At 37.4% G+C, this 19,285-nt stretch carries 22 protein-coding genes and 1 CRISPR repeat array; of the genes, 16 read left to right on the top strand and 6 right to left on the bottom strand.

Going from position 1 to position 19,285, the window contains the following annotated elements:
* Window positions 1–4: 4 nt before the first annotated feature.
* Together H6F47_RS09315 and cas3 are read left to right on the top strand one after the other, a co-directional pair.
* Entirely contained in the window at window positions 5–658 is a 654-nt protein-coding gene (locus H6F47_RS09315; RefSeq protein ID WP_242027371.1) for a DEAD/DEAH box helicase, read from the top strand.
* Complete coding sequence (gene cas3, locus H6F47_RS09310) at window positions 639–2,693, top strand: CRISPR-associated helicase Cas3' (RefSeq protein WP_096572928.1); 2,055 nt, start codon at window positions 639–641, stop codon at window positions 2,691–2,693. The genes H6F47_RS09315 and cas3 overlap by 20 nt, the downstream gene beginning before the upstream one ends.
* Before the next feature lie 46 nt (window positions 2,694–2,739).
* On the opposite strand, the gene H6F47_RS09305 is transcribed toward cas3, so the two are convergent.
* A complete protein-coding gene (locus H6F47_RS09305; RefSeq protein WP_096572929.1) occupies window positions 2,740–3,690 on the bottom strand; it encodes a transposase in 951 nt (316 codons plus the stop codon).
* Between the two features lie 131 nt (window positions 3,691–3,821).
* Here H6F47_RS09305 and H6F47_RS09300 point away from each other — a divergent pair, with 131 nt between their 5' ends.
* From H6F47_RS09300 to H6F47_RS09260, 9 genes are all read left to right on the top strand, one after another.
* Window positions 3,822–5,633 carry a hypothetical protein gene (locus H6F47_RS09300; RefSeq protein WP_096572930.1) on the top strand — a complete coding sequence of 604 codons (1,812 nt, stop codon included), beginning with the start codon at window positions 3,822–3,824 and terminating at the stop codon, window positions 5,631–5,633.
* Window positions 5,626–6,588, top strand: coding sequence for a DevR family CRISPR-associated autoregulator (locus tag H6F47_RS09295; protein ID WP_096572931.1), 963 nt, complete (start codon window positions 5,626–5,628; stop codon window positions 6,586–6,588). The genes H6F47_RS09300 and H6F47_RS09295 overlap by 8 nt, the downstream gene beginning before the upstream one ends.
* Window positions 6,569–7,321, top strand: coding sequence for a hypothetical protein (locus H6F47_RS09290; RefSeq protein ID WP_096572932.1), 753 nt, complete (start codon window positions 6,569–6,571; stop codon window positions 7,319–7,321). Before H6F47_RS09295 ends, H6F47_RS09290 begins: the two co-directional genes overlap by 20 nt.
* Complete coding sequence (cas6, locus tag H6F47_RS09285) at window positions 7,299–8,360, top strand: CRISPR system precrRNA processing endoribonuclease RAMP protein Cas6 (protein WP_096572933.1); 1,062 nt, start codon at window positions 7,299–7,301, stop codon at window positions 8,358–8,360. The genes H6F47_RS09290 and cas6 (H6F47_RS09285) overlap by 23 nt, the downstream gene beginning before the upstream one ends.
* A 36-nt stretch (window positions 8,361–8,396) precedes the next feature.
* Window positions 8,397–8,981, top strand: coding sequence for a CRISPR-associated protein Cas4 (cas4, locus tag H6F47_RS09280; protein ID WP_096572934.1), 585 nt, complete (start codon window positions 8,397–8,399; stop codon window positions 8,979–8,981).
* Between the two features lie 4 nt (window positions 8,982–8,985).
* A complete protein-coding gene (gene cas1d, locus H6F47_RS09275) occupies window positions 8,986–9,963 on the top strand; it encodes a type I-D CRISPR-associated endonuclease Cas1d (protein WP_096572935.1) in 978 nt (325 codons plus the stop codon).
* On the top strand, window positions 9,960–10,253 hold the full coding sequence (cas2, locus tag H6F47_RS09270) for a CRISPR-associated endonuclease Cas2 (RefSeq protein ID WP_096568703.1): 294 nt from the start codon (window positions 9,960–9,962) through the stop codon (window positions 10,251–10,253). The genes cas1d and cas2 overlap by 4 nt, the downstream gene beginning before the upstream one ends.
* 210 nt (window positions 10,254–10,463) lie before the next feature.
* Window positions 10,464–11,779: a CRISPR direct-repeat array (repeat unit 37 nt; unit sequence GTTTCCACATAACTAATCCCCGCAAGGGGACTGAAAC).
* Between the two features lie 96 nt (window positions 11,780–11,875).
* Window positions 11,876–13,018 carry a CRISPR-associated endoribonuclease Cas6 gene (gene cas6 / locus H6F47_RS09265; protein ID WP_096572936.1) on the top strand — a complete coding sequence of 381 codons (1,143 nt, stop codon included), beginning with the start codon at window positions 11,876–11,878 and terminating at the stop codon, window positions 13,016–13,018.
* 81 nt (window positions 13,019–13,099) lie between these two features.
* The gene (locus tag H6F47_RS09260; RefSeq protein ID WP_190648784.1) at window positions 13,100–13,579 is read left to right on the top strand and encodes a hypothetical protein; all 480 of its coding nucleotides are present in this window, start codon (window positions 13,100–13,102) and stop codon (window positions 13,577–13,579) included.
* Window positions 13,580–13,589: 10 nt separating this feature from the next.
* Here H6F47_RS09260 and H6F47_RS09255 read toward each other — a convergent pair whose 3' ends face one another.
* The 3 genes from H6F47_RS09255 to H6F47_RS09245 form a co-directional block, all read right to left on the bottom strand.
* Window positions 13,590–13,778, bottom strand: a complete 189-nt coding sequence (locus H6F47_RS09255) for a hypothetical protein (protein ID WP_190648780.1) — start codon at window positions 13,776–13,778, stop codon at window positions 13,590–13,592.
* A 14-nt stretch (window positions 13,779–13,792) separates the two neighbouring features.
* Window positions 13,793–14,107, bottom strand: coding sequence for a hypothetical protein (locus H6F47_RS09250; RefSeq protein WP_190562234.1), 315 nt, complete (start codon window positions 14,105–14,107; stop codon window positions 13,793–13,795).
* 72 nt (window positions 14,108–14,179) lie between these two features.
* Complete coding sequence (locus H6F47_RS09245) at window positions 14,180–14,386, bottom strand: hypothetical protein (RefSeq protein ID WP_190648777.1); 207 nt, start codon at window positions 14,384–14,386, stop codon at window positions 14,180–14,182.
* Window positions 14,387–14,677: 291 nt separating this feature from the next.
* Here H6F47_RS09245 and H6F47_RS09240 point away from each other — a divergent pair, with 291 nt between their 5' ends.
* The 3 genes from H6F47_RS09240 to H6F47_RS09230 all read left to right on the top strand — a co-directional run bounded on the left by H6F47_RS09240 (window position 14,678) and on the right by H6F47_RS09230 (window position 16,345).
* The gene (locus tag H6F47_RS09240; protein ID WP_190648775.1) at window positions 14,678–15,019 is read left to right on the top strand and encodes a hypothetical protein; all 342 of its coding nucleotides are present in this window, start codon (window positions 14,678–14,680) and stop codon (window positions 15,017–15,019) included.
* A gap of 235 nt (window positions 15,020–15,254) precedes the next feature.
* Complete coding sequence (locus tag H6F47_RS09235; RefSeq protein WP_190648772.1) at window positions 15,255–15,773, top strand: leucine-rich repeat domain-containing protein; 519 nt, start codon at window positions 15,255–15,257, stop codon at window positions 15,771–15,773.
* A gap of 185 nt (window positions 15,774–15,958) precedes the next feature.
* Window positions 15,959–16,345, top strand: a complete 387-nt coding sequence (locus H6F47_RS09230) for a nuclease A inhibitor family protein (RefSeq protein ID WP_190648769.1) — start codon at window positions 15,959–15,961, stop codon at window positions 16,343–16,345.
* Here the strand turns inward: H6F47_RS09230 and H6F47_RS09225 are convergent, their stop codons facing one another.
* Complete coding sequence (locus H6F47_RS09225; protein ID WP_190648766.1) at window positions 16,346–17,161, bottom strand: DNA/RNA non-specific endonuclease; 816 nt, start codon at window positions 17,159–17,161, stop codon at window positions 16,346–16,348. It abuts the gene before it with no gap.
* A gap of 2 nt (window positions 17,162–17,163) precedes the next feature.
* Here H6F47_RS09225 and H6F47_RS09220 point away from each other — a divergent pair, with 2 nt between their 5' ends.
* Complete coding sequence (locus H6F47_RS09220) at window positions 17,164–17,763, top strand: DNA-3-methyladenine glycosylase 2 family protein (RefSeq protein ID WP_190648763.1); 600 nt, start codon at window positions 17,164–17,166, stop codon at window positions 17,761–17,763.
* Window positions 17,764–17,821: 58 nt separating this feature from the next.
* Here the strand turns inward: H6F47_RS09220 and H6F47_RS09215 are convergent, their stop codons facing one another.
* Window positions 17,822–18,442 (bottom strand): TenA family protein, encoded by a 621-nt coding sequence (locus H6F47_RS09215; protein ID WP_190648760.1) that lies wholly within the window; start codon window positions 18,440–18,442, stop codon window positions 17,822–17,824.
* 254 nt (window positions 18,443–18,696) lie between these two features.
* Here H6F47_RS09215 and H6F47_RS09210 point away from each other — a divergent pair, with 254 nt between their 5' ends.
* On the top strand, window positions 18,697–19,242 hold the full coding sequence (locus H6F47_RS09210; protein ID WP_190648757.1) for a hypothetical protein: 546 nt from the start codon (window positions 18,697–18,699) through the stop codon (window positions 19,240–19,242).
* The last annotated feature ends 43 nt before the right edge of the window (window positions 19,243–19,285 follow it).

Here is a 19,285-nt window from a genome sequence, read left to right as displayed (position 1 = left end):
ATTCTTGAACCTACCGCACTTAATGATAGATGCACACTTCCAAACCCTAACCACCTTTCCCCCACGCAACTTTCAACGAGAAGTTATTACCAAACTCCTCAACCGTCAAGACATCCTCCTCCGCGCACCCACAGGTTCAGGGAAAACCGAAACCGCTATTTCACCCTTCCTCTTTGCCAAAACCCTCAACCTCGACTTTCCCAATAAGCTAATCTACGTCGTACCCCTGCGAACCCTGGCCAACAGTCTGCGAGAAAGAACAGAGAAATTAGTGACAGACTGGGAAAAATCCTTTCCCTCATCTCCCTCATCCCGTCCACTAGTCGTTACTCTACAAACCGGAGAAAACCCAGAAGACCCCCGTTTTGAAGGTGATATAGTCTTCTGCACCATTGACCAAATGTTAAGCAGTTTTTTGAATATTCCCTACTCCGTTGGTCGGGGTTCAGCTAACGTTAACTCCGGGGCAATTTTCGCATCTTATCTAGTATTTGATGAACTGCATTTACTTGACCCTGACCGTTCCTTTACCACTGTCCTCAAAGTTTTACAACAAGTCAAAGGTATTTCCCCATTTCTGCTAATGACCGCCACATTAACCAACGAACTAGCAACACAAATTCAAAATTTAATAGACAATGGAAATAATTCAAATTGAAGACACTGATTTACAAGCAATTGAAGGTAAACGCTGCCGTACTTTTCAAGCAAAATCCCATTCTTTAAATGCCTTAGAAATTATAGAAGATATACACACACGCCAACGAAAACGAGTTATTGTTATTTGTAACACCGTTTCTCAGGCGCAGGGATTATATAGAGATTTACAAGAACTTAATCATGATTATACACTAAATATTACCCTGTTACATTCTCGATTTTTACCAGAACATCGCGCCCAAAAAGAAACATTTTTAAAAGAAACCTTTGCTGAAAATTGGCAAGATGATGGTAATTGTTACGTTCTTATTTCCACCCAAGTAATTGAAGCAGGAATTAATATTACTTGCCAAGTAATGCACAGTCAACTTTGCCCCATGAACTCATTATTACAAAGGGCAGGACGTTGTGCAAGATTCCAAGATGAACAGGGTCAAGTTTTGGTTTATCAGACAGTAGAAGTTAACCAAGCTTATTCTACCCTTGCAGAAGCAGATTTAGACCCAGAAACACAAGAAACTCCTGAGAAAAAACAAAGTTTTCTGCCATATCCTAAAGAAACCTGTGAATTAACATGGCAAGTATTACAAGCACATACTGAATCAAATCAAGTTAATGACAATGTGGGATTTCGCACCGAAGAAAATTGGATTAATCAGGTACATACAGCAGAAGATTTATTGCAACAACAACGGCGGCAAAATAATCAAATGTTGTTTGAGCAGAACTTTGAAGCGGCATTTTTCAGGGGTGATCAATCTTTTGCCAGTGAGTTAATTCGTTCAGTTGATAGTCGGAATTTATTTGTTTGGGAAGAAACCGGATTATTTATTGATTTTGCACAAGAACCCATTGATCCCCGCAAACTAATCTCTTTTTCAGTTCCCGTCTCTACACTGTGCAAAGTTTGGCGAGATTCCAAAAATTTAGAATTTGGCACTGATTGGATTTTCCAAAGAATTGAAGCACCCAAGGATAAAGCAGAAACCTATAGTCAACCTGTTTGTACAGAAATTAAATCCCGTGATTCATTGGTTAACAGCATCAATATTTTAGTAAATCCCCGATTTATTTATTATGATGAAAATGTTGGATTATTGATTGGTATTAATGAATTTGGTAATGGTTTTGTTTCACCACCAAAATCACAGCGTTCAATTGTCAGTGAATATCGTTATCACATGGATACTTATGTTGGACATTTGGGTTCTATGTGGACTTGTTGGAGAAAACCATTTAAAACCTTACGTTTGAAAAACGGTGAAGCTGAACCAACGATTTACAGTAGTGTCAGGAATGAACTACTACCAGCAGGGACAAAATTAATTAAAAACAAGATTTTTCCACATATCCAAGAGTCAGAAGCAGCAGCATTATTTGAATTATTAGTGTTTTTTGCTATCTTTACTCATGACCTGGGTAAACTACAAGTTAAATGGCAACAAGTGATGCGGGGATGGCAAGGGATCGCCCATTCTTCATTCCAAGGTCAAAACCCCAAACAACATTTACTAGCACACACTGATTATAACCCAGAAGATAGTCAGCAAAAAGCAGCACTTAAAGACCACGAAAAAAAACACAAACGTCCTAACCACGCTGTTGAAAGTGCATTCCTAGCTAGGGATATTCTCACACAATCTTTAGTTCCCCTACTGCACGATGATTTTGCCGCCGATGATGAACAAATTCGGTATATCTGTTATGCCATCCTTATGGCTGCTGGTCGTCACCATTCTGCTTGGGCTGGTGGTTGGAAAATATCAGATATATCCAAGATTAAAAATATACAATTACACTTAGAAGCACAAAAGGCGATCGCCCAAAGTTGGCAAGGTATGACACGCTTTCTAAATCAGAGTTTACCATTAACACCAGCAAATTTAAGTAAAAGCAATTACCCAGCAAAAGAGTTGGACTTGAATCAGTTAAACACTGGTGATGAGTTTGAGTATTTTCATTTGTATTTGTTGGTAGTGAGAGCATTAAGACTATGTGATCAGCGTTCAGTACAACTGAATTTTTATGTTTAATTTTTATGTAGAGAAGTTATCCACAACATCTCTACATTAATCATTATTAACTATCTGTAATACCTGTATTTTCTTGAGTTAATAGTTCTTGAAAATCAGGAACAGAACCTATAGTAATTGCCTGTTCTAATAACTGGTTGAGTTGGTCATGATCATAAATTTGATTTATTTGTTCCACTAATTCAGAAGGAGGATCTTGAAATCTGGTTTTTAGGATTTTAACAATAGATTCCTGGAGGGTTTGCGCTCTTTCTATACGTTGTATGCTTGTAATGTATGTCATTTCTTTTTCACCCTCGAAACGCTGCAATTCAGTTTTGAAATTTAAGTCTAAATCTGGTGGTAAAGTCATCAGTCTATCAATCAAATCGAATAACTGAAGAATTTTCTCCCTACTATATCCTAACTCATACATCCGCTTAACTAAACTTAATTTCCACTGCAACCGTCCTGTTAAATTTCTAGTTGTGGCTTGTGTACGTAGGTGCGCCATCACCAATACAGCAAAAGGATTATCACTTTGTTCTAATTCTGACCAACGAGGTTGATAATCCAGTAATTTTACAGTAGGAAACTGAAGACTTAACCGACATCCCCAACGTTCATAACTGTATTCTTGAGGTCGCCAATTTGCTTGATTATCTCCCAAAATAGCCAAGCTAACAACTTCTTGACCATAACGGTCAAAAATCCTGTAATGATAGGAAAACATCCGCTTAGGAAAACCAGTATCTACTTGACTTTGGATTTCTAAATGGATTAGTAACCAGGTTTCTTTACCATCATTCAGCCAAACTTTAATCAGCTTATCAACAAATTGCTTACCAACTTCTGATTCTCTCATCAATTGCTGGAGTTCTTGATCAAGAAACTCGTAACCCTGCGTCCAGTCAATTTCGTTGTAAATATGGGGAAAGAAGAATGTTAAAAACGCCTCAAAGTATTTTTCTACCCCTTCCTTCCAAGCACCATCATAATCGGCTTTTACTTCACTCACAGTTGTTTCTAGGCAGATGTCAAAAATATCTTAGCGTCTTTTTTCTACAATTACGTTAATTGGAATACCCCTCTTCCAAGTAGGTATATACTGTTTGGAAGTAGACAACTCCTATATGGGTTGAAAACCAGATGACACAGCAGTTATTTGTTACCAAAAAATTCGGCACTTATGCTGACACCCTGATGATGTTGGGTCTGGTGCAGCTTGCGGAGTATGTACTGAAAGCCACTCACCAAAAAAGTGCAATCCAACTTTTAGATCAAGGAACACGCTACTGCCTTCAGTTAAAACAACCAATAAATTTAGAACTGGTAGCTAACCTCAATTATACCAATCTTTTCCTGCCAGTCAAAGGTCAAAAAACCGATGTTAGCAAAATACCGCAGGAAACAAATACTTTTAATACAGTGGAGGAAAGCGAAAGAAGAAAACTTTACCGTGAGTATTTATTTCAGCAAAAGGGTAAACCTCAATTTAATGAAGATGCACCAAAACCACCGCATCCTAGTACCCAAAATGGCGTGATTCTTACTTCCATGCGTCATGACCGAAATCATAATGAACTATGGTTATTAGGATGGCAGATTGGCGAAAATTATGGTAAATTCTTGGTGGCTTTGTTTACTGCATTTAGTCAGGAAACAGATGATTTCACTAAATTAGTAAACGACTTATTTACCCAAACTACAGGACAAAAATTACCAGAAACAGCAAGTGCCGTAAAAATCTATTTACCAACATCTGTACAAGGGGTGAATCGAATTAAAGCAGACAGCAATAAAGTAGATTCTCAAAAAACAGATTGGTTAAGTTTATGGTTGATTGCTGGGGGTTTATTTACCTTTGGTATATCAGAACGGGTAAAAATAGCAGAACGAGTTTATGATTGGCGTGTTGTTGCGCTTGAACCCCAAGATATTCAACTTACTAAATATCGGGAAGTTTTGGATAAGCTTCGTCAATTTAATCCACCTTCTGGGGGTCATGGTATAGCCCGTTTTGATTCTGAATTAATATTGCGTTTCTGCCAACAATTATTAAATTATCATCAATCTCAAGCTGATGCAGAAACTGATGAATTTGCACTTTTTCAACCAGTGAATCAATTTGTTAGTAACTTTATTGGTACTCACTTTGGTTCTAAGGGTCAAGTTTATGGTGTCAAGGAGGTTTTTACTTTAGGTTTACCAGGGTGGATTAGTCCTAAAAATCATCAAGAACTCACAGATTATCATAATGTTTTAAATGAACATCTATCAGTTATCACTACCTTATCTGCGGAAGAAGGACACAGTGAGTTATTAGCAGCTTATCGGGATTTTATCACTGGTACAAATCTCATAAATTTCTTTCGTTTTCAGGTTAGTTATGCTGATTATGTTGTCAAACGTTTAGCAGACCCCAAAGCTAAATTCTTTCCTCGTTTATTTTCTATCAATGGATTAAACCTCATGGTGAAAAATTTTAACTATCGTCAAAATGATCAAGAATTAAATTTAACGGACATCACTGAAGACCCTGGATTTTTACGCATTGCTAAGGCTATTAATAGTGCCACAGTTTATGCAGGAAAAGACGAACATGGTTGGGATAGAATCTATGGTTTAGCACAACGTTTGAGCAGTCAAGCAGGTTCTAAAAAGGATTTTATCATTGAATTATCATCCTTCATTGCTAGTTATGAAAACGAAAACTTGCGAATTGATGAAGAACTCAAAAAACAAGGTAAACACCGAAGAATTTGGACTACTAAAGATGACTTAGATAGGGTAATCAATCTGATTGAAGAATATGGTTCTAGTTTAGTAGCTAACCTATTAATTGCCTATGGTTATGCTAAGGGTTGGGGTAAATCCAAAGAATCAGATTCAACCGATACCAATGATGGAACAGAAACAGAATTAGATAATATTGCAGAAGGAGAAACCGAAAATGACTAAGACACAATTTCCCGTTTATTCCATTTCTATTAGTGGTTTATTATCTCTACAACTTCATGCTTTAAATAACGAAGGTAACGAGGGTAATCAATCATTAACCCGGCGTTATTATGTAATTCAAAATGGCATGAATGAAGCTGAGTATGTTAATGGTATTTCTGGGGATATGTTCAAACATATTCAATCAGAACATTTACACCGCATAGCTGTAGAATCTGGATTAACTTTATCAGAGGGTAGTAAACAATTAAATCCTGATAGAATTGGTTATGACTTAGAAAAAAATCTCCCAGTTTTCACAGATAAAGATGCTGATTTAGCAGCCAAAACAGATAAAGTAATTCAAATTTGCACTATCAGCGATTTAGAAGGGTTTATGGTGACTGTCAAAGGTGGACAAACTCTCAAACGTGATTCTACCATTGAATTTGGGGCAATTGTTGGTAGACCAAATCAAGTAAAAACCCAGAGTTATTTTCATGCAAAATATGGTGTAGAAAATCCTACTCCTTACAATGTTCAAGTTAGTTCGGGTTTATATGCCACTGTTCTCAATATTGAGGCTTTTAGAATTGGTTATAATCCCCACAATTTTGGTTATAGCATTGATGTTTCTGAGCGTAAAAAACGTCTGGATGCTTTACTAAAAAGTGTCTTGTACACCTATTTACAAACTAATGGTGCAAAACGCAATACTAATTTACCCCATCCTGACAATTTTGAGGGTATAATTACTGTTAGTTCTCGTCGTTGTCCCGCACCAATGTTAAGTGCATTGGAAGATAGTTATCAAAGTCAAATTAAGAGTTTAGCCGCTACTTTAAATAATCTCAACGGTGCTGATACAATCCGTTGTTTTGAATTTGAAAATATGGCTGAATTTGCCGACAAAATTGAAATTTTGATTGCTCAAAGTTTACCTTGGGATAGTGAAAATGCCGAAGCGATCGCCTAAATCGAAATCTTCTCCAACATCAGAAAACGTAACTAAATGGCTAACTGTAACCTATCAACCTGTTAGCCTATTTTCTCTCAAACGTTCTGATGCCACAAGTATGGCTGCTAGGTCTAATTTAGTACCTACTCCTTATGCTATCAAAATGGCATTGTTAAAGGTGTTGTTAGAAAGTCAAGGAAGACAACATTTAACTGATTTTGACGCATGGATTAAAACAGAATTTACTTGGATTCGAGATTTAATCATTTATGTTTGTCCTCCTGAAAAGTTGGTTGTAAATCGCAACGGTTACAAACTTCGTTATTACGACCAAACCGCAGATAAGGCTGATAAAACTCGTCCAACACTACCTATGCAAGATGGTTTTGTATTTCGGGAGTGGGTACATTTACAGGGACATTTACAAATTTGTTGTAGTGCAGGAAACCGTTTATCAGAAATAGAAAGGTTGTTTAGTCAAATTAATTATTTTGGTAAAAAGGGTTGTTTCTTTCAATATTTACCAGATTGCAAACAAGAAACTTCTGAACCTTTATTTCAACCTAATTTAACTACAGGGTTTACCATCCAACCAATGGATGATTTAGGTGAAAAGACCACCTTTAATCGCATTAATCCTTTTTCCACTGATAAAGCACAACTTGGCAAAGACCGAGTAATGAAATCTGGATTTTTACCCTTAAAACTCGTTGCAACTAGCGCCCGTTATGACATTTACCACAGATACTAAAAATTCCAACCATCATACTAACAATAAATTTGCGGGCATTAGTTTAATTCTTAAACAAGTTCTCAAACAGGATGCAAATTCAACAAATTCTGTAGCTTTAGAATCTTGGTTATCAGATATTCAACCTGCACCTGTTTGGATTCCTTTACAGATTCATGATGGCATTACTAAAATTATGCCTGTGTTGCCAGATTCGGGATTATATTCACAACTAATGGCATCAATTTGTCAGTATATATGTGAAGGTGGTGTATCTCAATCTTTCAACTGGAATAATAAATTTTATCAATTTACAGGTGTTGAGGTTGATAGTGATGCACTTCATGTAATTCTCGTTTCTATTTCTGCCAATGAACCCCTACCACCAACATTAGGTAGGGCGATTCATGCCCAATGTCTTCAATGGTTTGCTACTGCTAATCCTGCTTTAGCTGAACATTTACATCAACAAGATATTTTACCATTTACTGTAGCAATACAGTACACTTCACCGCAGAGAATACAGTTAAGAATTACTCTGTTAAAACCTGAACTTTTAGCACCTTTACTGTGGGGATTGAGTCACAATATAGGTGGTGAAATTACTTTAGCGGCAATAACCTGTAGATTAGGTCAATGGATAAATGTTGTGGAATCTAACAGTTTTAAAAAATTGATAGAATTACCAACACAAAATACTATTGAATTGCGGTTTGTATCACCCACCAGTTTTAAGCAACATCAAAATATTCAACCTTTCCCTTTACCGGAGTTAGTATTTAATAGTTTGTTACGTCGTTGGAATCATTTTGCACCTTCAGATTTACAATTCCCTGAAGTTAAATGGCAAGGTTTGGTTTCTGCTTTTGACCTCAAAACCCATGTTTTAAAAATGAAATCTGGTGCTGAAATTGGTTCTGTGGGTTGGGTAAAATACCGTTTTTCAGACCCTGAACAAGCCCGGATTGCTACTATTTTATCTCACTTTGCTGTCTTTTCTGGTGTGGGGAGAAAAACAACTATGGGAATGGGACAAGTAAGAATGAAGAATTTAGAATGAAGAATTTAGAATTACCAATTACCAATTACCAATAAAATGAATGAAGATTATTTACCCTTAGCTTATCTCAATGCTTGGGAATATTGCCCCCGGCGTTTTTACCTGGAATATGTGTTAGGTGAAATGGAAGACAATGAACACATTATTTTAGGTCGTCATATCCACCGTAATATTAATGAAGATGGTACTTTTCAAGATGGTGAAACTTTAGTTCATCAACAACAATGGGTGTGGTCCGAACGTCTCAAGGTTTCCGGTGTTATTGATGCTGTGGAAGAATGTGATGGTCAACTTGTGCCGGTGGAATACAAAAAAGGCAAGATGGCACAACATTTAAACGACCATTTTCAATTATGTGCTGCGGCTTTATGTTTGGAAGAACGCACAGGTAGAAATATTACCTATGGTGAAATATTTTATCATGCCAATCGTCGTAGACAAACTGTGGCTTTTACTCCCCAATTACGACAAATGACTGAACAGGCGATCGCATTAGCTCAAGTTGCCAGTCAAAACAAAATGCCAGCACCTATTGAGCATACCAAAAAATGCCAATCTTGTAGTTTACAACGAATTTGTTTACCCTTTGAAGTCAAACAATTAAAATCTCAGGAATCCTAAAATTATGACTACTTTGTATGTAATTCAACCTGATGCTATTCTTAGCAAAGATTATGAAGCTTTTCAGGTAGCTTTAAAACAAGAAGATGGAACTTGGAAAAAATGTAAAGTCGCTGCTCAAACTGTGAATGAAATCATGTTGATGGGTAATCCCCAAGTAACTGGTGATGCCTTTGCCTATGCTTTAGAATTAGGAATGCCCATACATTATCTTTCTAGTTTTGGTAAATACTTGGGTTCAGCGTTACCTAAATCTTCTCGTAATGGACAACTGCGGTTAGCACAATATCAAGTTTATTATGATCCCGTGAAAAGATTGGAATTAGTGAAAACCATTGTCACTGCAAAAATTCATAATCAATATCATGTATTGTACCGACATAATGAAAAAGATAATCCCCTCAAAGAACGTAAAGGTTTAGTTAAAAATCAACAAACATTAGACCAAGTTAGGGGTGTGGAAGGTTTAGCAGCTAGGGAATATTTCGCTTGTTGGCAGAATATGGTAGGTAAACAATGGACATTTAATGGTAGAAATCGCCGTCCACCAACTGACCCAGTAAATTCATTATTGAGTTTTGCTTATGCTTTATTACAAGGTCAAGTAATGGCAGCAGTAAATGTGGCTGGTTTAGATCCTTATATCGGTTATTTACATGAAGTCCATCATGGACAACCGGCGATGGTGTTGGATTTAATGGAAGAATTTAGAGCATTGATAGCTGATAATTTGGTGTTGTCGGTGTTGCACAAAAAAGAAATTCAACCCCAGGATTTTAATGAAAGTTTGGGTGCTTATCGTTTGAAAGATAATGCTAGGAAAACATTTCTCGAAGCGTTTAATAAAAAGATGAATGATGAATTTAAACATCCGGTGTTTGATTATCGCTGTACCTACAGACGGGGAATAGAATTACAAGCACGGTTATTGAGTCGTCATTTACAAGAAGGTGTACCCTACAAACCATTATCATTAAGATGACAACACATTTTTATCTCATAATTTACGACTTACCAGATAGCAAAGCTGCTAACAAACGCAGGACAAGATTACATAAAATGTTGGGTGGTTACGGGAAATGGACGCAATATAGTGTATTTGAATGTTTTTTAACTGCGGTGCAGTTTGCGACACTACAAACCAAGATAGAACGATTGATTAAATCTGAAGAGGATTCGATTAGAATTTATGTACTAGATGCTGGGAGTGTGAAAAAAACTATTACTTATGGTTCGGAAACCCCTAGACAAGAGCAAGCTATAATCATATAATTGATACATGAGCTTGAATTTTTGGCAAACCGAAGCGGGGGCAAAAACCCTGGGGGGTCCGCCAAATCGCCAGAACCTTGATAATTAAATACTTTCAGCTTTTTGTTAGTTTCAGTTGGCAGTTGACCCGAAGCCTGAAATGAGGTTTTTTGAGAGGTCCGCCAAAATCACTCCTGGAATCTTCCCCCAGACTATGTTTCAGATGGCGGGGTCGCCAGGTTAAATTTGATGTTTCGTTTCCACATAACATTAAATATAACACATATTTATATATGTGTCAAGCATTGTCGCCAGGTTAAATTTGATGTTTCGTTTCCACATAACAAGTAGTGTAATTGTTTTGGCGAAATGAATAATTTTGTCGCCAGGTTAAATTTGATGTTTCGTTTCCACATAACTAATCCCCGCAAGGGGACTGAAACAATTGGTAAATTCATCAACGATAACCTGAACCTTATTGTGTTTCCACATAACTAATCCCCGCAAGGGGACTGAAACGAGAACCACCTCAAGAAAGAATTACTGTAGCGGGTCGCGGCGTTTCCACATAACTAATCCCCGCAAGGGGACTGAAACAAAATGCTCAACTCTCCCATCCCACTGCCCAACGTTTCCACATAACTAATCCCCGCAAGGGGACTGAAACTTGAATTTCAAAAAGCGCAAATAACCTTGCAAAATAGTTTCCACATAACTAATCCCCGCAAGGGGACTGAAACTAGAATGTACCGTTCCATCCTCCACTATAATCAGTTGTTTCCACATAACTAATCCCCGCAAGGGGACTGAAACGCACTATCACAAGTCATGAGTTTGTAGTCTAGTTTGTTTCCACATAACTAATCCCCGCAAGGGGACTGAAACATTTTTGTTTGGCTATTTCTATAAACAGCCTCTCAAGTTTCCACATAACTAATCCCCGCAAGGGGACTGAAACTCTGTTTCCACATCCCACAGAGAGATAGTGCATTGTGTTTCCACATAACTAATCCCCGCAAGGGGACTGAAACGACCAGCTTCAGGCTGGTGATGGTCGCATCACCTGTTTCCACATAACTAATCCCCGCAAGGGGACTGAAACCAGTCTTGGCTTGTCTGTGTTAAGTGTGTAGTATTTTTGGTTTCCACATAACTAATCCCCGCAAGGGGACTGAAACATTAAATGTTACTTGATCTGAATATCTTGCTGTGATTGTTTCCACATAACTAATCCCCGCAAGGGGACTGAAACAATCATATAGATTCCCGATCTGATTGTCCCAAAGGTTTCCACGTTTCCACATAACTAATCCCCGCAAGGGGACTGAAACGTCCCATACGTCAAAAATAGAGTGATATAAAATAATTGGTTTCCACATAACTAATCCCCGCAAGGGGACTGAAACAATCTTTCCACCATTCCAGCAAGTCTCCATCTATGTTTCCACATAACTAATCCCCGCAAGGGGACTGAAACTTATATCTGAACCTGTATGATTTTGTCACACTTGTTTCCACATAACTAATCCCCGCAAGGGGACTGAAACAAGTGCGATCGCCAAAAAAACCAATGAAAATAAATCCCCACAAGGGGACTAAAAGAGAGTAGAATCAATGATAATCACAAAATATAACTCAAAATAATGCCAAGAGCAGCAGCATCTAACAGACGAAAAGCCCCAGCCAAAAACACACCTTTAGAATGGGCAGAAAATACCGAATTAATTGGTTTAGTATTTGACTTAGAACCAGCTACTTCCGCATCTTTATATTCTCAATATACCATTGCCCTCCATGCTTGGTTTTTGGATCAAGTACGCCAAATTAACCCAACACTTTCAGCATATTTACATGATGGGGAATCAGAAAAACCCTTTAATATTTCTGCCTTAGAAGGTCAATTAGTTCCTACTGGTAAACAACTACAACTACAAGCAAATAACACCTATCATTGGTATGTTAACGTTTTTTCTCAGCCAGTAGTCCAGTTTTTAAAACAATGGTTAACCCAACTGCCATCAACCATAAATTTAAGAGATGCGGAATTACAAATCAAACAAATAAATATTGTTAACCCACCAACTACTTATCAGCAAATTTTAGCATCATCCACCCAACAACATAATAACATTAATCTCAGTTTTATTTCACCTACCAGTTTTCGCCGCAAAGGACATCATTTCCCGCTTCCAGTTCCCATTAATCTTTTTCATAGTTACCTCAGACGTTGGAATGATTTTTCAGGAATGCCCGTAGAACAAGATGCTTTTTTAGAATGGATAGATGAAAACGTCATCATTCATAAACACAGTTTAGAATCTGTCAAAGTTGCCGCAGGTAAACGGGGTTCTGTCACAGGTTTTACAGGTGCAATTTCTTTAGGATTAGCAAAAAACGCCTTAGCTAACATCGAATTTACCCAATTATTTTATGCTTTAGTACAACTTGCTCCCTATTGTGGTACTGGACATAAAACCACCTTTGGACTAGGGCAAACCAGCTTAGAATGGATAGAACCAAAATCAAATATATCCTCAGAAATTACAACTAATTTATTACCAGAACGCATAGAACAACTAACAGAAATATTCACAGCACAAAGAAAACGGACAGGAGGCGATCGCACTGAAAAAATAGCCACAACTTGGGCGACAATCTTAGCAAGAAGGGAAATGGGGGAATCCTTACAAATCATAGCCCAAGATTTAGAAATACCATACTCTACAGCTAAAACCTACGTTAAATTAGCTCGTCGAATGCTGAAAGATGCCCCTTCAAATGTTTAAAATACCTACAGTTCCCCCACCCCAACGTTAACAATGGTACAAACATTCTGATAAAATTAAACTAATAGCAGAGGTGCAGCCATGAGCAGAGGATTCGGGAAACCCCAGAGAACAAAGTTAGATATATTGTCAGAGTCAGCTATTAAATATTGTCAACAGCGATATCCTGAAGCACTGGATAATATCTTTGATAATCATTCCTCAGAATTTAATCATCAACTTTGCCATCGGGTAATCCTTGCCTTAGACATTGATACTATTGCCTGGTTTTGTGGTTATTTATGCTCTGAAATCAATACCAGCAACGACAACAATAAACCATATCCCGTTGGTAAATTATCGGCAGTGTTAATTACTCACGGCATGACAATATTTGAAGACTTTACACCATATCCCGGTCAAAGGTTGCTCGTTGGGAATCAAGAAAAGTTTAGAACTTTACCGCCGGAACTCCAGGACACAGTTAATCAATTATTTGAAGTGCAGGAAAAAACCAGTCAAGAAGCCCAACAAATACATAGGGCAATTTTGCAAAACATACAAACATCTTACCTCAATTAAATAACTGATATCAACTACCCTGATAAATCCATTCCCTTCCTGCCTTCTCTGCGGCTTCTGCGGTGTAATAAAGTTTACGTTCACCGAATACCTCACCACCGGAGCTAATTAACCGGAACTGCCAACAATCGGATTCTGTGTAAAACACTAATAAAGTGACATCCCCAATCCCAACAACTAAATGAACTTTAGTAGACATGATGATTTTGGTGGTTAATCAGCAGAACCAATACCAAGACCGTGCAGACAATCATTAACATCTTGTAACTCAGCACCACAGTAATAGTATTGTTTATCTCTGAGGTTTACTAAATAAAATCCAGCCTTTCCGCCATTAATTCGGAACAGTTCAATCATTATTTTCTGGGGACTTAACCCAAAACGGTGTAATCTTTCTTCTAAAACCAGGTTAACTGGTACATTCTTGGGATTATAAAAAACACTGTCTCCTGGTTTAAAATACCATGTTGTCCCTTCGCGCTTCACAATCAGATAATGTAAAGGATGGATGATACTGGTAGTGGACATAAGCTAAACTTTTAATAGATGGTGAAGAAAGCCCCTAGTCGCCATCTAGGAGCTAAACTAAAGTGCTAATAATTAACCGTCATTGGAACTACCGTTGGCATCTGATTCTTCATCATCTTCCAAGGCTTCCATAACATCTTGAGTGTAGGCAACATCTTTGTTACCTTCAGCATCAGTTTTAATCCAAACGTCTGCATCTAGGTACTCAAATTCGACTTCAGGATTATATTCCTTCTGTCCGTTGCCATTGCCGTTACCAGAATCATTGGACTGCACCATCTATTTCACCTCCTTTTTAAATTACTAAACAACTTTTCAGAGGAGTATTATTTTTACTACCTCTAATAATAATTTTAACAATTCATCAGCAAAATAATCAATCATTTCTGTAAAATAAATTATAATTGTTAAACCTAAATATTCTTAGCACTCACATCTATAAATTATTTTTTTGTTGGTTATTCATAATATATAATTCTAGTTTTAAGTAGCAATCAAATACAATTTAATAATAAAATATAAAAGTCTATTGTCAAAATACACTTACTTCTATTCTTAAAGGAAATTAATATGCCCAAAATATCTCAATGCGATCGCTGCCTTTTCTACTCACACAATCCCCACCTAATCTGTGCTGTACATCCTCATGGTGTGACAGGTGATAACTGTCTGGATTTCCGGGAAGACCCCAACGCAGAAGAATTATGGCAACCAGAGGGGGCAACTTATTACAACGGTGAACTGATTTTACAACCACCACTGTTATCACAGGAACAACAAATAGAACTGTTAGAAACTCATCCCCTTTTTACAGGCTATTGTCCCCAATGTGGTGCTGAATTTAACCGTGATTATGTCTCGCGGGTTCACTGGGACTGCTCAGAATGTGGGTGGAAAGATGACAGCATTTGAAGTGGGTTTTGTGTAAGTCCTGAATACCTTCGCTAAATTGAGAGACGACAAAAATTGTGTCAATTTGTCCAAAACAACTCATACATCAGTGTTATTTTACAAGATAGTACACTCTCAAAGCCTCTATACAGCAAGCAATAGACTAAAAAACATTCCAGGAATTTTTAGGAATTATTGTTTTGCTTTATAAAACAGCGAGTTATTAGTGAAGGTATTCAAATAGAGATATAAATTTATGACCAACAATAATGTTTTTGGCAGAATTGTCAAAAATAAAGGAACTGAATTAGACCTTGAAGACTTACAGATAACTAGCCCAAATCTTCAAAAAAATATTCATAAGATTTTAGAACATCCTCTAACAAAACTAGATATTGGAGAAAATAGATTAAAAATATTACCTACCGAAATTGGGCAGTTGGTTAACTTGAGAATATTAGTCCTTAGCAACAATCAACTTAGATATTTACCTAGTGAAATTGGAGAACTTACTAATTTAGAGACTTTAGACCTTAGCAATAATTACTTAGAGTCACTGCCACCGGAAATCAGCAAATTGAGAAAACTTAAAAATCTTTACTTAAAAGGTAATAGTCTGAGTTTAATGCCCTCTGAGATTTTAAGACAAGGAACTAGAGTAATTTTGCTTTATTTGCAAAAGCAACTTCAGATACAATGTGTAACCAAAAGTTTAGAACTAACTCTAGATAATTATCCCAGACTCAATATCACTTTAGAACCATTGATAAAATGATGTCAGTTAAGCACTCCTGGATTTCTCCACTGTCACTGATTTAGAACAATGGTTACAAAATAAACCAGAATCATAAAACCAAAACCCCCCACTTTTCATTAACTACTGTGGGGTAATATTAATTCATTTCCAGCATGGACGGGGTATGATAAGGGAAAAAAATTAGTAGAGCGATCGCACGGAATATGACCAACACCATAGACCTATTAAAACAAACCACCGCAGGGTTAATGATGCCCAGTGAATCAGAATATCCCTTTGATGTTTTTAGCTGGGAATCTTTTCCCTTGAATGAAACCACTGTATTAGAAAAAGCGGGTCAGTCTCAAGATACACAAGTTAAAATTGTGGGAATTGATGATTTCTTTCGTGTGGCTACCACAGAAGAAGATTGGCATAAAACTGAAGAAAAAGAAACTGTGAGAAAGTTTCAAACTCTTGTAAATACGCTGAAAACAAATCTTAATAATTTACAGGTTTACAAAATAGGTAGCAAAGAAATTGATGTGTATATTATTGGAGCTACCCCTGATGGTATTGCAGGGATTTCCACCAAAGTTATAGAAACTTGATTAAAGATTGTCAACTTTGCTTTCAATTACCTTTTGAATATTGGGAGAAACATTAGATAAAAAATCATAGCCTGTCAACTGTTCAATTTTATCAACACTGGTTCTAAACACCCGCCAATCATTATTAAGTTGTTCATTATTAGGGATATTAACAGCAATGACACGGGTATTAGCAGTAATCCCTTTTAATCCAGCACCGGGGTTATCCAAGACGACAACAATTTTCCATGTAGATTGAGGAATTGTCACCAAATTTTTGAGTTTACCCTTACTGCCATAAGTCCCAGCGATAATATAAAGTTCCTTACCTTGTTCTACTAATTCCCTGCTGTAATCCTCTAAATTACCCCAAGTATTGCGGTTATTATCAGGTGTTTGGGGCATCATATTAGTCATCAAGAAAGTTGCTGCATTATCTTCAGTGGTACGGGTTCTATCAGCCGATGGGGTAATATGTCCTCTGTCGTACCCAGAACCATTATAAGCACTGGGTTTTATCCGTTCCCAACCTTCAGGTAAAGTGTTATCTGGTCTAAAATTATCTTGACGTTCTGCATCACCAAACCATGATTGATTTAACTGCCAGCTTACCCAATTAGCAGTACCCTTACTGCGGTTGTAGGATAATACATACTGTGGTTTTATCATTAAATAATTATCAGGGTTATCAATGCTGGTTGTTGCGTTGCTGGGATTTCCTAATAATAAATGAATTGATGGTATAATTTTAGCAGGTGGTTTTGTTTGCGCTGGGGAACAACCAATTAAAACCCCAATGAAACTAACTAAAAATATAATTTTAATAGATTTTATCATAAATGAATTACTCGATTGCCATTGAAACACTTAAACAAGATTATATTTTAGCAGAGTTAGTATTACAGGTAGGGGAATGTAGACTAAATCAAGTGCAGCAAACCGGGGATTTATTGTATTGTTTATCTCGCGCCATCATTTATCAACAATTATCCGGTAAAGCAGCAGCAGCTATTCACCACAGATTTTTACAACTTTATACTGATTTAACACCTATTGATATTATTAATACCCCAGATGATGTTTTGCGCTCAGTGGGCATTTCCCGTCCAAAGATTACCTACCTCAAAGATTTAGCACAACGATATGAGGAGTTACCAAGTATAGATGACTTACATAGAATAGATGATGAAACTATCATCAAAACTTTAACTGTAGTCAAAGGGATAGGAGTTTGGACAGTGCAGATGTTACTAATGTTTAGGTTACACCGTTGGGATATCTTACCAGTGGATGACTTGGGTATTCGTAATGCAATACGTCAACTCTATGCTTTACCTGAACTCCCCAATAAAAAAACCATAGAACAAATCGCTCAACCCTGGCAACCCTACCGCACCGTCGCTTGTTGGTATCTTTGGCAGAGTCTCCAAAATTCTTAGAGGAAATTTATTAGTGGGCGATCGCTTCGGAGTACAGTAAAATCACACACACCACCCCTCAATTAATCCAAGCTGCCTCAAAAAAGTCATATTCACAGACCATAGCATAACGATATGTTGAGTGAACCAAGGAGAAACTACCAGCATAATTATCAACTAAACTGTCTAATTGCAGTGTTAATGGTTGAAATTCTGCACCACTATAGGTTTGAATCCAGTTCGTATATCGGTGTTCAGGAATACCATTAGCCGCTAAACTTGTTCCCAAAAAGGCATACAAGCGCATACAGGGTGACATAGCAGCAGCGATTAAACCCACGTCTTTAGTCCAAGCAGTGGCCAACAAAAAATCAGTGTAGCGACGGGTGGCTGTTCCTGGTTCTACATGACTAATATTCACACCCCATTGATGAGCATAATTTTCATGCAGCTTTAATTCTTCCAAAACACCACTAGCTAAATCATGAAATATGGTGAATCCCTGCCAATCTGCTGCTTTAGCTGCTGCAATACTGTAAGCACGAGCAAAGGCTTCTAAGAAAAAAGCGTCTTGTCCTACGTAGTAAGCAAATTTCTCAGATTGCAGTGTACCATCCCCAATTCCCTGTACAAAAGGATGCTCTAAACAAGCTATGGCTAAATCGTGATTCGCTGCCCATAATTCACTTGATAAACTCATGACTTTCTTTCGTTAACTGCCAACATCATAGCGATCGCCAAGTAATATCTTTAATATGGTTATATAGGTGATACTATATTAAATATTTCCATAATATCAGGTTTGTTTATATCCTATAATCATGATGTTTCATGATACCTGGGGTAAGCGAAGCTATTACCTGTAATAATAATGCAGATGCTCGCCCCTGCAACTCCAAACCAAATTCTTAGGGGAAATTTTCATGTAAAATTGATATCATTAACGATATCGCCATGAATAACAGCACCCCACCCAGCCAAATGATCCGCGTGCCGACTGCACTGATTCCCATAGTCCGGCAACTGTCACAAATCCACCGTAAAGGACACACAACCGAGTTACTGCAAGCATTACAGGAAGTGATAGCACAATTTGATAGCAGTGTAAATTTACCAGTTACCGAGTTACAGCAGGTAGAAAATAAACTAGAATCACTAGAAACACACCTCTGTAAACAAGATGAACTGCTGGCCAGTAAATTGGAAACTTTAGCTAGGCACTTGGAGAAAATAGAGCGATCGCTTGCTTCTGGCAGATACAGCAACAATAGACCCCGGCGTTCAGCGTATCCATACCAATATCAGCAAGCAGTAGAAATCAATTCTTTTGCACCGGAGAATTTAGCGCAGCGGTTAGGGGTGACACAACACAGTTTAATGAAAGAATGGGAAACCCAAAGTGAAAAAGAATTTATTAGCTGGTCTAGAAATCGTGACCCTAGCAGTTTAGGTTGGAAATTAAATGTTAAAGATGGGTTATTTTATCCGGTGAAACAATAAAGTCTTTCTGTCACCTGTCACCTGTTACCTAAAATTCATAGAT

This window comes from Sphaerospermopsis sp. FACHB-1094, from assembly GCF_014696195.1.
In the GTDB taxonomy this organism is placed as follows: domain Bacteria; phylum Cyanobacteriota; class Cyanobacteriia; order Cyanobacteriales; family Nostocaceae; genus Sphaerospermopsis; species Sphaerospermopsis kisseleviana.
Note: the sequence above shows the minus strand (reverse complement) of the source record. Positions and strands in the feature narration are given on the sequence as shown.

Bases quoted from the DNA above. Each gene is read 5' to 3' on its own strand.
- cas3 (WP_096572928.1), top strand. From the start codon at position 639: ATGGAAATAATTCAAATTGAAGACACTGATTTACAAGCAATTGAAGGT.
- H6F47_RS09300 (WP_096572930.1), top strand. From the start codon at position 3,822: ATGACACAGCAGTTATTTGTTACCAAAAAATTCGGCACTTATGCTGAC.
- H6F47_RS09295 (WP_096572931.1), top strand. From the start codon at position 5,626: ATGACTAAGACACAATTTCCCGTTTATTCCATTTCTATTAGTGGTTTA.
- H6F47_RS09290 (WP_096572932.1), top strand. From the start codon at position 6,569: ATGCCGAAGCGATCGCCTAAATCGAAATCTTCTCCAACATCAGAAAAC.
- cas6 (WP_096572933.1), top strand. From the start codon at position 7,299: ATGACATTTACCACAGATACTAAAAATTCCAACCATCATACTAACAAT.
- cas4 (WP_096572934.1), top strand. From the start codon at position 8,397: ATGAATGAAGATTATTTACCCTTAGCTTATCTCAATGCTTGGGAATAT.
- cas1d (WP_096572935.1), top strand. From the start codon at position 8,986: ATGACTACTTTGTATGTAATTCAACCTGATGCTATTCTTAGCAAAGAT.
- cas2 (WP_096568703.1), top strand. From the start codon at position 9,960: ATGACAACACATTTTTATCTCATAATTTACGACTTACCAGATAGCAAA.
- cas6 (WP_096572936.1), top strand. From the start codon at position 11,876: ATGCCAAGAGCAGCAGCATCTAACAGACGAAAAGCCCCAGCCAAAAAC.
- H6F47_RS09260 (WP_190648784.1), top strand. From the start codon at position 13,100: ATGAGCAGAGGATTCGGGAAACCCCAGAGAACAAAGTTAGATATATTG.
- H6F47_RS09255 (WP_190648780.1), bottom strand. From the start codon at position 13,778: ATGTCTACTAAAGTTCATTTAGTTGTTGGGATTGGGGATGTCACTTTA.
- H6F47_RS09250 (WP_190562234.1), bottom strand. From the start codon at position 14,107: ATGTCCACTACCAGTATCATCCATCCTTTACATTATCTGATTGTGAAG.
- H6F47_RS09245 (WP_190648777.1), bottom strand. From the start codon at position 14,386: ATGGTGCAGTCCAATGATTCTGGTAACGGCAATGGCAACGGACAGAAG.
- H6F47_RS09240 (WP_190648775.1), top strand. From the start codon at position 14,678: ATGCCCAAAATATCTCAATGCGATCGCTGCCTTTTCTACTCACACAAT.
- H6F47_RS09235 (WP_190648772.1), top strand. From the start codon at position 15,255: ATGACCAACAATAATGTTTTTGGCAGAATTGTCAAAAATAAAGGAACT.
- H6F47_RS09230 (WP_190648769.1), top strand. From the start codon at position 15,959: ATGACCAACACCATAGACCTATTAAAACAAACCACCGCAGGGTTAATG.
- H6F47_RS09225 (WP_190648766.1), bottom strand. From the start codon at position 17,161: ATGATAAAATCTATTAAAATTATATTTTTAGTTAGTTTCATTGGGGTT.
- H6F47_RS09220 (WP_190648763.1), top strand. From the start codon at position 17,164: ATGAATTACTCGATTGCCATTGAAACACTTAAACAAGATTATATTTTA.
- H6F47_RS09215 (WP_190648760.1), bottom strand. From the start codon at position 18,442: ATGAGTTTATCAAGTGAATTATGGGCAGCGAATCACGATTTAGCCATA.
- H6F47_RS09210 (WP_190648757.1), top strand. From the start codon at position 18,697: ATGAATAACAGCACCCCACCCAGCCAAATGATCCGCGTGCCGACTGCA.